This window comes from Azospirillum sp. TSO5, from assembly GCF_003116065.1.
Lineage (GTDB): Bacteria > Pseudomonadota > Alphaproteobacteria > Azospirillales > Azospirillaceae > Azospirillum.
The window spans coordinates 59,895-75,186 of sequence record NZ_LGQY01000128.1 but is presented as its reverse complement, the minus strand read 5'-3'; the positions used below and the strand labels follow the sequence as shown (position 1 = coordinate 75,186).

8 protein-coding genes are annotated in these 15,292 nt (G+C 67.9%); 5 read left to right on the top strand and 3 right to left on the bottom strand.

Annotation, left to right across the window (positions count from 1 at the left end):
- Window positions 1–27: 27 nt before the first annotated feature.
- Window positions 28–2,664, bottom strand: a complete 2,637-nt coding sequence (locus TSO5_RS27470; protein WP_247870992.1) for a serine/threonine-protein kinase — start codon at window positions 2,662–2,664, stop codon at window positions 28–30.
- A gap of 284 nt (window positions 2,665–2,948) precedes the next feature.
- On the opposite strand from TSO5_RS27470, the gene TSO5_RS27465 reads away from it, so the two are divergent.
- Window positions 2,949–3,845, top strand: coding sequence for an aldose 1-epimerase (locus TSO5_RS27465; RefSeq protein ID WP_109154588.1), 897 nt, complete (start codon window positions 2,949–2,951; stop codon window positions 3,843–3,845).
- Here the strand turns inward: TSO5_RS27465 and TSO5_RS27460 are convergent.
- Together TSO5_RS27460 and TSO5_RS27455 are read right to left on the bottom strand one after the other, a co-directional pair.
- Window positions 3,842–4,717: a lysozyme inhibitor LprI family protein gene (locus tag TSO5_RS27460; RefSeq protein WP_109154587.1), complete on the bottom strand. Its 876-nt coding sequence runs from the start codon at window positions 4,715–4,717 to the stop codon at window positions 3,842–3,844. The two genes, TSO5_RS27465 and TSO5_RS27460, sit on opposite strands and share 4 nt — an antisense overlap.
- 31 nt (window positions 4,718–4,748) lie before the next feature.
- Window positions 4,749–5,690, bottom strand: a complete 942-nt coding sequence (locus tag TSO5_RS27455) for a hypothetical protein (RefSeq protein WP_109154586.1) — start codon at window positions 5,688–5,690, stop codon at window positions 4,749–4,751.
- Window positions 5,691–5,927: 237 nt separating this feature from the next.
- On the opposite strand from TSO5_RS27455, the gene TSO5_RS27450 reads away from it, so the two are divergent.
- From TSO5_RS27450 to TSO5_RS27435, 4 genes are all read left to right on the top strand, one after another.
- Complete coding sequence (locus tag TSO5_RS27450) at window positions 5,928–9,281, top strand: transglutaminase family protein (RefSeq protein WP_109154585.1); 3,354 nt, start codon at window positions 5,928–5,930, stop codon at window positions 9,279–9,281.
- 181 nt (window positions 9,282–9,462) lie between these two features.
- Window positions 9,463–11,499: a di-heme-cytochrome C peroxidase gene (locus TSO5_RS27445; RefSeq protein ID WP_109154584.1), complete on the top strand. Its 2,037-nt coding sequence runs from the start codon at window positions 9,463–9,465 to the stop codon at window positions 11,497–11,499.
- A gap of 278 nt (window positions 11,500–11,777) precedes the next feature.
- Window positions 11,778–14,339, top strand: a complete 2,562-nt coding sequence (locus TSO5_RS27440) for a circularly permuted type 2 ATP-grasp protein (protein ID WP_109154583.1) — start codon at window positions 11,778–11,780, stop codon at window positions 14,337–14,339.
- A 4-nt stretch (window positions 14,340–14,343) separates the two neighbouring features.
- The gene (locus TSO5_RS27435; RefSeq protein WP_109154582.1) at window positions 14,344–15,282 is read left to right on the top strand and encodes a transglutaminase family protein; all 939 of its coding nucleotides are present in this window, start codon (window positions 14,344–14,346) and stop codon (window positions 15,280–15,282) included.
- Window positions 15,283–15,292: the final 10 nt, after the last annotated feature.

The following is a 15,292-nucleotide window of genomic DNA, read 5'->3' as shown; positions in this document are numbered from 1 at the left end:
TTTTTTCTTGGCGCCGATTTCAGTCCGTCAACCGCCGGCCAGCGAATTGGTCATGGCGCGCAGCAGATCCTTCATCGATTGCGGCCGGTCCTGCCAGCGCATGGCCAGCCCGGACAGCAGCACCTTCTCGAATCCGGGGGCCAGCGCCACGCCCAGTTCGGACGGTTTCGGCACCTTGTCGTTCATGAAGCGTGCGGTCGCATCGGGTGGGGTGCGGCCGGTCAGTGCCAGATAGATCGTGGCGCAGAGTGCATAGACGTCCGACCAGGGACCCTGCCGCCCATCGTTGGAATATTGCTCCGGCGGGGCGTAGCCCGGCTTGAGGATCACAGTCATGCCGGCCCCTGGGCGGGCGGTCTGCCTTGCGGCGCCGAAATCCAGCAATTTGCGGTCGCCGCCGTTGGTCAGGAAGATGTTGTCCGGACTGATGTCGCGGTGGATCAATCCCTGCTCGTGGATGGCCTGCAGCGCCTTGGCGATCGGCATCACCACTGACAGCGTCCGCTTCACATCGATCCGGCCGCCGCAGTCAGCGAGATATTTCTTCATGGTGCGGCCTTCCAGCAGCTCCATGACCAGATAGGCGGTGGCGTTCTCTTCGAAGAAATCCTGGATGCCGACGATCTCGCGCACGTCGCGCAGGCGGGCGAGCGTCCGCGCCTCCTCCAGGAACTTGGCGAGGCCGGCGGCGAAGGTCTCCGCATGCTCGTCGGAGAAGGGGGAGACGGCGGCGGCGTTGGGAACGCGGGAGATCAGGTTGGATGGATAGTATTCCTTGATGGCCACCTTCACCTGCAGCCGGTCGTCCCATCCCAGATAGGTGGCGCCGAACCCACCCTGCCCCAGCACGCGCCCGGCTCGGTAGCGGCCATGCAGCAGCGTCCCCGGCACCAGATGCACGCCCGGCCGGTTGTCCGATTGGGCCGGGAAGCCGCAGGCGCCGCAGGTCTCCGACCGTCCTTTCGCGGAATAGCAGCTTGGGCACAGCCCCGCCGTATCGTCGGTAACAACGGGGATGGGGCCGGCCGCACCCCGTGGCTGGCTGGCCGGATGAAGAATTGTGTCGGCGCTGCGAACCGCCCGGGACGGTGGAGGCGCCACTTCCACGGTGGCCGGCGGAGCGGGCGGCAAAACAGGTGGGGGTGCGGGCGCGGTCGCCATCTGGCGCAGCCGATCCAGCAGTTCCAGCAGCCTTCTCACCTCCGCCTGGGCGACTTCGCTTTCGGGCTGGGCGAGTTCGGCCTGGAATTGCGGCTGGCGGACGATTTCCAGGATGTGCTGGCGCATCAGCGGCAGGGCACCATCCTCACGGATCAGGCCGGAACAGGCGACCTCCGCCAGCCGGACGGTGCGGCGGCGCAGGACCGGTTCCACCTGCTTCAGACGAACCGCGAGCTGCCCGGTCTTCACGAAACCGTCGACTGCGCGCTCGGCCCGTTCAGCGATCCGCTCACAGGCGTCCGCCGGCAGCGGCGCGGCGCGGATGGCCGCCAGTGCGCGGGCGAAATCGCGCTCCAGCAAGGCGGTGTCCGGCGTCTGCACCAGCATGTTCTCGATCAGCAACTCGTTGCAGACCGCCGCGTCGAGCGACGCGAGGATCTCGTCGGCATGCCGTTCGGCGGCCGGGACAGCCGCGACACGGGTCAAGTAATGGATACGGCAGATCAGGTCCGATTGCCCTTCGCCCATTCCGATGATGGAGCGGCGATAGGCACTGGCCCCGCCCTGCTCCAGCCGGCGCGAGTAGCGGACGGTCAGCGCGTCGGCCATGGCCGCACCGCCGACCAGCCCGTCGCGGGTCAGCAGATGCCCGACCAGCGTCTTCAGCATCTCCGCCTCCTGGTCGAAGGCGCCGCGGCCCATTGGCTGGGGTGCCTTCAACTGGCGGCGGATGCGGTCGAGGACGGCGGCCTTCGCATGGGGCAGCTTGCCCTGGCGGAACAGGGCGTTCAGCACGCCGACGCGGTTCGGCCCGATGGCCTCCATGCCGATGCGGCCGAACAGCATGTCGCAGAGGGTGGACAGCAGCGTTCCCGGCAGCAGATTGATTCCGAACAGCTCCGCCCCGGCGGCGGCGGAGGCCAGGACGTCGCCGATCACCCCATCGACCGCAGCGGCCAGCCGCTCGTCCCTATCCCACTGGTGCAGTTCGAGCAGGCGGTCCAGCTTGCCGTTCCAGCTCTTTATCTCCACCAATTCAAGGGCAATGGCCACACGCAGGTCGTACTCCGCATCGCCGGTGGGGGTCTTGGCCCCCTGGGAGAGCAGCCAGTCCACCGGCTTGCGGCCGCGCGGCATGGCGGCGAAGGCGGTCTGGGCGGCGCGCGCCTTGGTCCAGCTTTCGTCCACCGCGGCGCGGATGGCGCGCTTGCGCGTCTGCTGCTCCTGTCCCGGCGCACGCGCCTGGGCTGCCGCGACCTTGCTCAGGGCCGCCTCGATCAGCGTCCCCTGTTCCAGACAGGCTTTCAGCGGCTTCGCGAGGTGGATCAGTTCCGTCGGGATCAGGAACAACGGGTCCAGGTACGACCGCAGCACCGTGCCGATCACCAGCCGTGCCGGAAGCGCGTGGTAGTCCGGCAGCGAGTCGCACGGCTCCATCTCGTCGAGCGTGGCCATGGCCGACGACGGAGTCGGCATCGCGCGGCTGAGTTGGGGAGTGGACACTCCGGGCCTTTCCTGGACGGGACGGATTGCGCGGCCGGGCTGCAACACCGGCGGCCCTTCCGCGTTGTCGATACAACCGGCATTCCGCACCCGCCGGGGAGCGGTGCCGGACGGGCATCGTCGCGCAAGGAGGGTAAATGACGAGTGTACGATACCCACATTTTTCGACAAAAACAGGTGAACTGTGTCAGCGTCGAGGCAGCCGGCGCCTTGCCGGCGGCGACCGTTTTCTTCGGCTTTCGCATGTGCGATAAGAATCGGGACGCCGACGATGGGAGAAACGCATGATCCGGACGGGCACCATCATTGCGTTGCGGCACGGACCGATGACGCTCACCGCGGCCCCCCAATGCGGCGGTTCGCTGGCGAGTTGGAGCCTGTCCACCGCCGATGGCCCGGTCGAGCTGTTCCGGCGGGCCTCCGACGGCGCGCTGGCCGGAAATTTCGCCCCGGACATGGCCTGTTTCCCGCTGGTTCCCTTTTCCAACCGCATCGGCGGTGGCCGGTTCATTTTCCAGGGCCGGGAGGTCGTGCTCGCCACCGATCCCGGATCACCCCACCGCATCCACGGCCATGGCTGGTCATCCCCCTGGAGCGTGGAGGCCGTCGCCGACGATGCCCTGCGCATGGGCTTCGCCCACCGGGCCGACGACTGGCCCTGGAGCTATCGCGCGGCGCAGACGGTGGCGCTGGACGGCGAAGGGCTGAGCATCACGCTCGACCTCATCAACGACTCGGACAGCGACATGCCGGCCGGGCTGGGGCTGCACCCCTATCTGGTCAGGTCGCCGGACAGCAGCGTGACCGCCGACGTCCAAACCGTCTGGGAGAATGACGACACCATCCTGCCCTGCCGGAATCGCCCGGTGCCTGCCGCCTGGGACTTCCGCCATGGCGTGACCATGGACCATGTGGCGCTGGACAACGGCTTCACCGGCTGGAATGGCTCCGCGACGCTCGACCGCCCGCGCGAGCGGCTGCGCCTGACCATGCTGGCCGACGGGCCGGTCGGGCACCTGATCGTCTACGCCCCGCCCGGCGAACCCTATCTGTGCCTGGAGCCGGTCACCCACATGACCGACGCGCTGAACCGTCCGCAGGAACCCGGCGCCGGCGTCATCGCCCTGCCACCGGGGGAGCGGTTGTCGATAACCGTGCGTTTTCTCGTGTCACGGCTTTAACGGCAGCGGACGAATTCCGCCGCAAAGCTGGCAGGCGGCTCCATACGCAGGATCAGCCGGTCGAACCGTGGCGAATCAGCCGGCAGAAGCCGCAGGGTCGCCAGCGGTGCCGCCGCCTGGGCTTGAGCCCCTTCCGACGGAGCCGCCGGCAGAAGCGCCACCCCCTGCACGGGGTCGCCGTCGGCCGCCAGGGTGCCATCCAGCGGGAAGAGCTGCAGCCGCGGCTCCACGGCATGGAGGCTGCGGTCGGTGCCGATGTCCAGATAGGAGCTTCGGCAATCGTCGATGGCGGTGCGGTCGGCCGGATCGGTCTTTGCCCAGCGGCCGGCCAGAGTCTCCAGCGAGACCTTGCGGCTGATCGGCGGCACCGGCGGCTGGGGCGCGGCGAACCGGCGGGCCGCGGCGCCGGTGACGGACAGCGGCAGATCGCCGACCGGCCGGGACCGGGACTGCCGCTCCGCCTCCAGCGCCACCGTGCGCTTGCGGATGACACGCGCCAGACAATCCGCGCGCGTCTTTGCCAATTTTGCGTCGGCCAGATCGGCCGCGGTCACCGGGCAGGTCTCGTCCCGCTTTGCCCGCCAGACGGTCTGGCTGTCCTCGATCGCCGCACGGCCGCTGTCGTCGGTGGTGGCGCCAAGGGCCGCCAGCGCCGCATCCATCGCCGCACCGGCCGCCGCCAGCTTCGCATCGCCGCACATCAGCTGCGCAGTGGGCGTCGCCGCCGCCTCGCAGCCGGGCGCTGCCGCCTCGGGAGCGGCGGCCTCCGGCGGGGGAGTGTCCGCCGGAGCCGAAAGAGCCGGGACTGCAGTCACGACGGCGAGCAGGGAGCCGGCAGCCAGGAAACCGCCAACCAGGGACAGGGCGCGCATCGCAGGAAACCTTGGATAAGGAAGCGGAACGTCACGAAGCGGGGAAGGCCTCCAGCACGGCCTTGACCTGACGCTGGAAATCCTGGTCGCTGCGATAGCGCGTCACGACCGACTTGTCACGCTCCACGAAAAACAGCATGTCGTCGCGGCTGGGCAACATGCGCGGATTCGGCTTTTCCAGCAGTTCGCCATTCCAGTCGATCCGCGCCATGAAATAGACCGCGCGGGCGAACAGCATGAACAGCTTGTTGTCCGGTGCCAGCTTCTCCCGCCGCAGCAGCGCATAGTAATAATAGTTGCGGCCATGGAAATAGTTGGTGTGGATTGCCTGCAGCGCCGCGAACCGCTCGTCCGGATTGTTGACCTTCTTGATCTGCTTTTCCAGGCGGAATCCGGCGAAGAAATATTCCCGTGCCTCATGCTCGAAGGAAAAGGCACTGCCCTTGATCAGGGCCATCTGCTCGCCGTACCGCTTCAGCGCACGGGTCATCAGCAGTTCGAGAAAGCGCCGCTCCACCGCGAACCTGTCGGGGATGGTCGGCAGCATCTCGAACACATGGCGCAGGTGATAGGGATGACGCACGACGACGACCGGAACAGACAGCTTCCTGTTCTTCGCCGGCGCCCGTTTTTCGGCCACCAGCGTGACGGCGGGCGACAGCGAGGCCATGGTCGCCTGGATCGTGTCGTGCAGCTTCCAACGCAGCTTAGTGTCGGCCGATTGGCTGCCGAGGTTCATGCGGGCGAAAAACCGCTTCACACGGCTGCCGAAGGTTTCCTTCGGCAGTTTGTGCGTCGGCAGGTTGGGGACGATCAGCGGATTGCCGAGAATGTCGGCCGACGGAGGCAGTGGCTTGAAATTGAAGTATTTTCCGGTGACGACGCCCCGTCCGGCGCCGCCGGGGCCGGTATCGCCCGAACCGCCCGCACCGCGGTTGCCGCCCATGAGTGAAGAAGCCGCCACCGACACCATCCAGACGCGAGTTCCCGCCGCCGCGATACTCCGATCGCTTAGGATATAAAGGGTAACGCGAACGGAAGAAAGCCGCAGCGCGCGTCATCCGCAACTTCGTGACTTTTTCGCAACTGCGGTAGGATCGGTGCCGGGGCGCTCTGTCGGGTCCGATTCAACGGTGTTACCGTTGCATCGGCGACCCTGGACCAAACCGGGGCGCGAACATCATCGAACAGGCATGAGGCGGGGTTTTCCATGGCGATCCACGTCGCGCTGAACCATAAGACGATCTATCGTTACGACCGGCCGGTGTCGCTCGGCCCACAGATCATCCGGTTGCGGCCGGCGCCCCATTGCCGGACACCGATCCTCAGCTATTCCCTGAAGGTCACGCCCAAACAGCACTTCCTGAACTGGCAGCAGGATCCGCAATCGAACTTCCAGGCCCGCTTCGTCTTCCCGGAAAAGACGCGCGAGTTCATCGTCGAGGTCGATCTGGTCGCCGAGATCGCCGCGATCAACCCCTTCGACTTCTTCCTGGAGGAGAAGGCGAGCCACATCCCCTTCGTCTACGAAGACTGGCTGCTGCGCGAGCTGCGCCCGTACCTGGAGACGGAGGAGCCCGGGCCGGAACTGACCGCCTATCTGAAGGACATTCCGCGGGACAAGACGCCGACCATCGATTTCCTGGTCGCGGTGAACCAGCGGCTGCAGCAGGACATCGGTTATGTCATCCGGATGGAGCCCGGCATTCAGAGCTGTGCGGAGACGCTGACCAGGCGCACCGGCTCCTGCCGCGATTCGGCGTGGCTGCTGGTGCAGATCCTGCGTCATCTGGGTCTGGCCACCCGCTTCGTCTCCGGCTACCTGATCCAGTTGACCGCTGACCAGAAGGCGCTGGACGGTCCGTCGGGTCCGGAGAGCGACTTCACCGACCTGCATGCCTGGGTGGAGGTGTTCCTGCCCGGGGCCGGCTGGGTCGGGCTGGACCCCACCTCCGGCCTGCTGGCCGGCGAGGGGCACATTCCGCTGGCCTGCACGCCGGACGCCTCCTCAGCCGCCCCCATCTCCGGCCTCGTCGACGAGGCGGAGGTCGAATTCGGTCATGAGATGTCGGTCACCCGCATCTACGAGGCGCCGCGCGTCACCAAGCCCTACACCCCGCAGCAATGGGCGGCGATCGAAGCGCTGGGCCACCGGGTCGACGAGGATCTGAAGGCCGAGGACGTCCGCCTGACCATGGGCGGGGAGCCGACCTTCGTCTCCATCGACGACATGGACGGCGCCGAGTGGAACACCACCGCGCTGGGTCCGCAGAAGCGCAAGATGGCTGCCGACCTGATCCACCGGCTGATGGCCCGCTTCGCTCCCGGCGGCCTGCTGCATTTCGGCCAGGGCAAATGGTATCCCGGCGAATCGCTGCCGCGCTGGGCGATGACGCTCTACTGGCGCCGCGACGGCGAGGCGCTGTGGGCCAACCGCGACCTGCTGGCGCGCGAGGTCACCGACTACGGCCACACCGCCCAGGATGCCGGCGTGTTCCTGATGGCGCTGGCAAAAAGGCTGGGCCTCGACCCGAACCTCGTGCTCGGCGCCTATGAGGACCCCTGGCACTATCTGCGCAAGGAATCGCAGCTTCCGGTCAATGTCGATCCGCTGAACAGCAAGCTCGACGACAAGGAGGAACGGGAGCGGCTGACCCGCGTCTTCACCCGTGGCTTGAACGAGCCGGTGGGCTTCGTCATGCCGATCAACCGGCGCATGACCCAGCAAGGGCCGGTCTGGCTGTCCAGCACATGGCCGCTGCGCCAGGAGAAGCTGCTGCTGATCCCCGGCGACAGTCCGGTCGGCTATCGCCTGCCGCTGGGCTCGCTGCCCTGGGTGTCGAAGTCCGACTATCCCTATGCCTGGGAGACCGACCCGTTCGAGGATCGCGGCCCGCTTCCTCCTCATCCGGTGCAGCGCCGGCAGGAGATCCGCGGTGCAGTCCAGGAATCCGACCGTGGCGTCCACACCGACAAGCGGATCGCCCAGCGCCAGCGCATCATGGCGGAGATCCGCGACGAACTGCCGGAGGAAGGCAAGTCGGCCTGGTGGGTGGTGCGCACCGCCCTGAGCTGCGAGGCGCGCAACGGCCGCCTGCACCTGTTCATGCCGCCGATGAGCACGCTGGAAGACTATCTGGCGATGCTGGCGGAGATCGAGGCGACGGCGGTCGAGCTGGAGATGCCGGTGGTCATCGAAGGCTATCAGCCGCCGAAGGATCCGCGCCTGAACTCCATGGCCGTCACCCCCGACCCCGGCGTGATCGAGGTGAACATCCACCCCGCCCACAGCTGGGACGATCTGGTGCGCAACACCATCGCCCTGTACGAGGATGCGCGCCAGTCCCGCCTGGGGGCGGAAAAGTTCATGATCGACGGGCGCCATTGCGGCACCGGCGGCGGCAACCATGTGGTGATGGGCGGCGCCACCGCAACCGACAGTCCCTTCCTGCGCCGGCCCGACCTGCTGCGCAGCCTGATCACCTACTGGCAGAATCACCCTGCCCTGTCCTACGTCTTCTCCGGCCTGTTCATCGGCCCGACCAGTCAGGCCCCGCGCGTGGACGAGGCACGCGACGACCAGCTCTATGAGCTGGAGATCGCCTTCAACCAGATCGATCAGGCGGCGGCGAGCGGCAATTGCCCTCCCTGGCTGGTCGACCGGGTGCTGCGTAACCTGCTGGTCGATGTGCAGGGCAACACCCACCGGGCGGAGTTCTGCATCGACAAGCTCTATTCGCCGGACAGCTCCACCGGCCGCCTCGGCCTTGTCGAGTTCCGCGCCTTCGAGATGCCGCCGCACGCGGAGATGAGCCTGACCCAGCAGCTTCTGATGCGGGCGCTGGTCGCGCGCTTCTGGAAGCACCCCTACAAGGGCAAGCTGGTGCGCTGGGGCACCGAGCTGCACGACCGCTTCATGCTGCCGCACTTCGTTCAGCAGGACATGGCCGACGTGCTGCAGGACCTGCGCGACCACGGCTATCCGCTGGAGGACAACTGGTTCGCGCCGCACTTCAACTTCCGCTTCCCGGTTTATGGCCATGTCAGCCAGCGCGGCATCACCATGGAACTGCGCATGGCCCTGGAGCCCTGGCACGTCCTGGGCGAGGAGCCGGGCGGCGGCGGCACGGTGCGCTATGTCGACAGCTCGGTGGAGCGGGTGCAGGTCCGTGTCACCGGCCTGATCGACGCCCGCCACGTCATCACCTGCAACGGCCGGCGCGTGCCGCTGATCCCGACCGGGGTGGAGGGCGAGTTCGTCGGCGGTGTGCGCTATCGCGCGTGGCAGCCGCCCTCCTGCCTGCATCCGACGATTCCCGTCCACACCCCGCTGATCTTCGACATCCTCGACAGCTGGGCCGGCCGGTCCATCGGCGGCTGCACCTATCACGTCATGCATCCGGGCGGCCGCAACTACGAGACCTTCCCGGTCAACGCCAACGAGGCGGAGGGCCGCCGTCTGGCCCGCTTCTTCCCCTTCGGCCACACCCCCGGCCCGATGGACGCCCCGGCGGAGGAACGCAACCCGCAATTCCCGATGACCCTGGATCTGCGGCGGGGATAACGCCGGCTGGTCCACTGGTGACGTCCTCCTCTCTCGCCAGAGAGGAGGACAGGTCCATGACCGGTCCGTCATCCATTTTTCAGCGTCATAACGCGATAGCACTACCCGTATAACGGTTATCGAATTTACCCTCATCGGTCGAAGGCCAAAGCGCCACACACCAGATGAGGGAATAAAAGGGATGAAGCTGCCCTTCTACGCGACGCTGGCGGCCACTGCGCTGCTGCTCAGCTCCTGCGCCGAGCCGCCGCAGCCGCCGCGTCCGGTGCCGGTGAAGCCGCCGGTGCAGGTCAACGGCCTGTGGTACCTGGACCAGGGTTGGTCCGACGAAGCCCGCCAGTGGTACTACACCACCACCCAGGGCTCGCAGATCATGCGCTATGACTGGTTCATGGCGCTGGAGGATCCGCAGACCAAGCAGCCCTTCGTCAAGAGCATCACCCGCTACGGCTATGCCGCCAACACGTCCGCCAGTTGGAATCCCGATCTGCTGCCGGTCGGCTTCGTCAAGGACACCGATCCCGACAAGACCGCCTGGTTCGGCATGACCTGCGCCGCCTGCCACACCGGCGACGTGACGGTGAACGGCAAGACCATGCGCATCGACGGCGCGGTCACCACCGGCGACCTCTATGGCTTCATCAGCGGGCTGAGCGGCGCGGTCCACACCACAGTGACCAGCGACGCGGCCTTCCAGCCCTTCGCCGCCCGCGTGCTGGGCGCCGGCGCCACCGATCAGCAGAAGCTGGCGCTGTACAACGACCTGAAGGCCTTCGACCAGTCCTTCGCCGCCTTCGTCGCGGCCAGCACCCCGGACACGCCCTGGGGGTCGATGCGCACCGATGCCTTCGGCATGATCTTCAACCGGGTTTCGGCGATCGACCTGAACCTGCCCAAGAACAACCGCGCGCCGAATGCCCCGGTCAGCTATCCTTACCTGTGGGATGCGCCGCACCAGCCGCGGGTGCAGTGGAACGGCCTGCTGCCGAACGCCACCGCCTTCGACGCGCTGGGCCGCAACGCCGGCGAGGTGCTGGGCGTGTTCGGCAAGGTGGCGCTGAAGCCGCCGGCCGACGCCGCGCACTACTATTACAAGTCGACGGTGCGGGGCCGGAATCTGGTCGACATGGAAAACCAGCTGCGCAAGCTGCGCTCGCCCGTGTGGCCGGACAGCCTTGCCGGCGATGTCGACATCGTCAAGGCGGCGGCCGGCGAGACGATCTACAAGGAAAGCTGCCAGAGCTGCCACGCCGTCCTGCCGCGCGGCGAGACTTACACCACCGCGCCGATCGAGATGGTGCCGCTGTTCAACTGGGCGAAGCCTGACGATGCCAAGGCGGTGATCGCGGCCTTCGGCACGATCTGCACCAAGGGCGTCGATGCCGCCGTCTCCGCCGGAATGGTGACGGTCAACTATGCCGCCGACCCGAAGATGGCGGTCGATGCGCTGTGCCGTCAGGTCGATACCGGCGTCCTCGCCAACGTCGCCATGCCGCCGCAGCTGCTGGGCGGCAAGCCGCTGAAGAACCCGGATCTGGCGGCCAATCTGCTGTCCAACGCGGTGATCGGCGCGATCTTCGGCGATCTGGTGCGTGAACAGGGCCTGCTGGCCGACCTGCTGAAGGGCGACAATGCCCCGGCGCCGTGGCTGACCGCCAGCGCGCCGGCTGGCTGGTCGCCCGAATCGCAGACGAAGGGCGGCACGCTCGACACCACGCCCTTCGTGAAGCCGGGCGCCAAGATGACCGCCGACCACCAGAAGGTGATCGCCGCCCTGACCGGCCGCGGCGAGAGCAAGCCGACCGTCGGCGCGGTTCCCGCCGGTGGCCGTGCGGCGAAGGCGGCTGCCGCTCCGGCGAAGTCTACCTCCGGCGGGGCGACCGCCGACGAGGAGGCGCTGGCCGGCACCATCAAGCAGCTGCTGGCCTACAAGGCGCGTCCACTGGACGGCGTGTGGGCTACGGCGCCCTTCATGCACAACGGGTCGGTGCCAAACCTGTATGAGATGCTGCTGCCGGCGTCCCAGCGGTCGGTGACCTTCCGCATGGGCAGCACCTCCATCGATCCGGTCAAGGTCGGCGTGGATTCCTCCGCCAAGGATGCCACCTTCGTCTATGACACGACCAAGCCCGGCAACCACAACAGCGGCCACGAATTCGGCGCCGGCCTGACCAACGACCAGCGTTGGCAGCTGGTGGAATACCTGAAGACGCTCTGACCGTTTCCGGGATCTCCGCTGCATCCGGCAAGCCGGAGCGTCGCCATCCGCGGCGCTCCGGCTTTTTTCATTCATAAGGGTCGCCCATGGCCCAGGCGGCTGCGAACGGATATGGGCGGAATCTTTCCTCTTTCGGATGGATCGGCCGGCAGCCAGCCTTGCATCACCGGGCGGGGACGTTCAGACTGTTGCTTCCTTCATAGGCAATACGCACCAGTCCGACCTTGTCCCAATCCGACCAGCCATTCCGCGCGCCGGCATCCGTGATCCCGTCCGGGATGCCGCCGGTTCCCTTCACCCAGGGATCGCTGTTCGGCGAGGCCGACGCCATCGGCTATGGCTCGGGCCAGGTCTATGACGAGATGGTGAACGGCCAGGGCCGGCTTCGGCCGCACTGGCAGACCTTCATGAGCACGCTTGGCCCCCTCGACGCCGAACAGATGGCGCAGCGCTGGGAGGAGGCGCGGCGGCTGCTGCACCAGAACGGCGTCACCTACAACATCTACGGCGATCCCAATGGGATGGAGCGGCCCTGGCCGCTCGACATGATGCCGCTTCTGCTGCCGGCCCATGAATGGAAGGCCATCGAATCGGGGCTGATCCAGCGGGCGTCGCTGCTGAACGCCATCCTGACCGACCTGTACGGGCCGCAGACGCTGACCCGTTACGGCCGGCTGCCGCCGTCGGTGATCCATGCCGACCCCGGCTTCCGCCGCGCGGTCCACGGCATCCGGGTTCCGAACGACGTGCATCTGCACTTCTACGCCGTCGACCTTGCCCGCGCGCCGGACGGGCGCTGGTGGGTGCTGTCCGACCGCACCCAGGCGCCGAGCGGCAGCGGCTATGCGCTGGAAAACCGCGCGGTGATCGCCAAGGTGCTGCCCGACAGCTTCCGCCATTGCCAGGTGGAGCGGCTGACCGGCTTCTTCGACACCTTCAAGGAGACGTTGCTCTCGATCGCGCCCCGTAACGGCGGCGCCGGCAGCGGACGGGCTCCGCGCGTGGTCCTGCTGACCCCGGGTCCCTACAACGAAACCTATTTCGAGCATGTCTATCTCGCCCGCTACCTCGGCCTGACGCTAGTGGAGGGGGCGGACCTGACGGTGCGCGACCGGACGGTCTATCTGAAGACCCTGTCGGGGCTGGAGCAGGTGGACGTGATCCTGCGCCGGCTCGACGCCGATTTCGCCGATCCGCTGGAGATGCGGGCCGACAGCTCGCTCGGCGTCGCCGGGCTGATCGAGGCGGTGCGGGCCGGCAATGTGGTGATGGCCAACGCGCTGGGTTCCGGCCTGATGGAATCGATGGCGATGAAGTCGTCGCTGCCGACGCTCTGCCGCCATCTGCTGGGGGAGGAGCTGCGGTTGCCCGGCGTCGCCAGTTGGTGGTGCGGCAACGACGCGGAACGCGCCTACGTCATCGACCATCTCGACGGGCTGGTGGTCAAGCCGGCCTTCCCGTCGCTGTCCTTCGAGCCGATCTTCGGCGCCCAGCTGTCGGCTGCCGAGCGCTCCGTCCTTGTCGAGCGGATCAAGCGCCGACCCTGGTATTTCGTGGCGCAGGAGCAGATGGCGCTCTCCACCGCGCCGGTCTGGCAGGATGGCCGGCTGCAACCGCGCCCGCTGGTGCTGCGCGTCTTCCTCTGCGCCACCCCCAGCGGCGGCTATGCGGTGATGCCCGGCGGCCTGACCCGCGTGTCGAGCGAATCCGGCCGGCTGGTGGTGTCGATGCAGAGCGGCGGCGGCAGCAAGGACACCTGGATCCTGGCGCCGCGCCGGGCCGACGTCTCCTCCACCCAGCCGCGCCCGGCCCTGGCGACGGAGCCGACGGCGAGCGGTGCCCGCCCGTCCGCCAACGACCTGCCCAGCCGCGTCGCCGACGGCCTCTATTGGCTCGGCCGCTATGCCGAGCGGGCGGAGGGCGCTTTGCGCCTGCTGCGCGCCACCCAGAGCCGGCTGATCGACAGCAACATGCCGGGCGCCACCCTGCAGCTTCGCCCGTTGCTCGACCTGCTCAGTTCGCAGAGCATGATTCCGGCGGAGATGGCGCGGGTGACGGAGAGCGGCGCCAACCGCGGCCTGCGCGAGGCGCTGCACGCGGCGGTGACCGACCCCGACCATCCCAACAGCCTGCGCTCCCAGGTGCTGCGCCTGCACCGCACCGCCTATTCGGTGCGCGACCGCCTGTCGATGGACATGTGGCGGGTGGTGTCGGCGATCGACCGCCAGACCCAGCCGCCGAAGGGTCGGATGGACGCGGCCTCGCTGCTGCTGCGGCTGGACGACGTGATGATCACGCTGGCCGCCTTTTCCGGCCTCGAGCAGGAAAGCATGACGCGGGGCGCCGGCTGGCGCTTCCTCGACATCGGACGGCGGATCGAACGCTCGCTGCACATGATCGCGCTGATGCGCGGGGTCCATGTCGCCGACCTGGACCGAGAGGACGAGCCGGTGCAGGCCGCCACCCTGTCGGTGCTGCTGGAACTGGGCGAGAGCGTGATGACCTACCGCGCGCGCCACCTGACCAGCGTGCTGCGCACACCCGTGCTCGACCTGCTGCTGGGGGAGGAGGCCAATCCGCGCGCACTGGCTTTCCAGCTTGCGGCGCTGGACCGCCACATGCGGGCGCTGCCCAGCCAGGGCGTCGGCACCGGGACGGACCCGACCGGCGGCGCGCTGGCCATCGTCGCCGCCGCGCGCAACAGCCTGGAACGGACCGACGCGATGGCGTCCGGCGAGGCGTTGCGCACGCTGCTCGACACGCTGGCGATGTCGTTGCCGGACGTCTCCAACTTCCTGGCGCACGCCTATTTCAGCCATGCCTTCGCACGATCGGCCTGACGCGATGACGCCCCCTTCCCCCGCTCCCGGCCCCTCCGCCAGCAGTGGCGGCCTTTCCACGCGCTATCGCGTGCGCCACGCCACCGCCTACGATTATGGCGAGGATGTGCCGATTTCCCACCATCTGCTGCATCTCAGCGCCCGGCCGCACCCGCGCCAGCGCATCCGGCGCAGCCTGCTGACCATCGATCCGGTCCCGGCGGTGCGGGCGGAGCGGGTGGATTATTTCGGCAACACCGTCACCTATGTCGCGGTTCAGGAACCGCACCGGACCTTCTCCGTGATCGCCGAAAGCGAAGTGGAGGTGTTCGAGCCACCGGCGCTGGCTCCGAACGAATCGCAGCCGTGGGAACAGGTGCGCGACAGCCTGCGCGGTCTGACCGGGCCGGACGACGGGGCGGAGATCACGCAATACTGCTTCGACAGCGCACTCGTCGCTTCCAGCCCGGAGTTGCTGGAGTATGCCCGGGGAAGCTTCACCCCCGGCCGCCCGGCGGTCGCGGCGGCCATCGACCTGATGAACCGCATCAACCGCGAATTCGCCTTCGACCCCACCGCGACAACGGTGGCGACGCCGCTGGCGGCGGTGATGCGCAACCGTCGCGGCGTCTGCCAGGACTTCGCCCATATCGCCGTCGGCTGCGCACGCGCCGTCGGCTTGCCGGCACGCTATGTCTCCGGCTATCTGCGCACCCTGCCCCCGCCGGGACAGCCGCGGCTGGTCGGCGCCGACGTCAGCCATGCCTGGGCATCGGTCTGGTGCGGGATCGCCGCCGGCTGGCTCGACATCTGCCCGACAAACGCCTGCGTCGCCAATCGGGATTTCATCACCGTGGCCTGGGGGCGCGATTACGACGATGTCAGCCCGGCCCGCGGCGTCCTGGTCGGCGGGGCCGGCCATGGCCTGACCGTCAGTGTGGACGTCGAACCGCTGGAGGACTGAGCGAACCCGC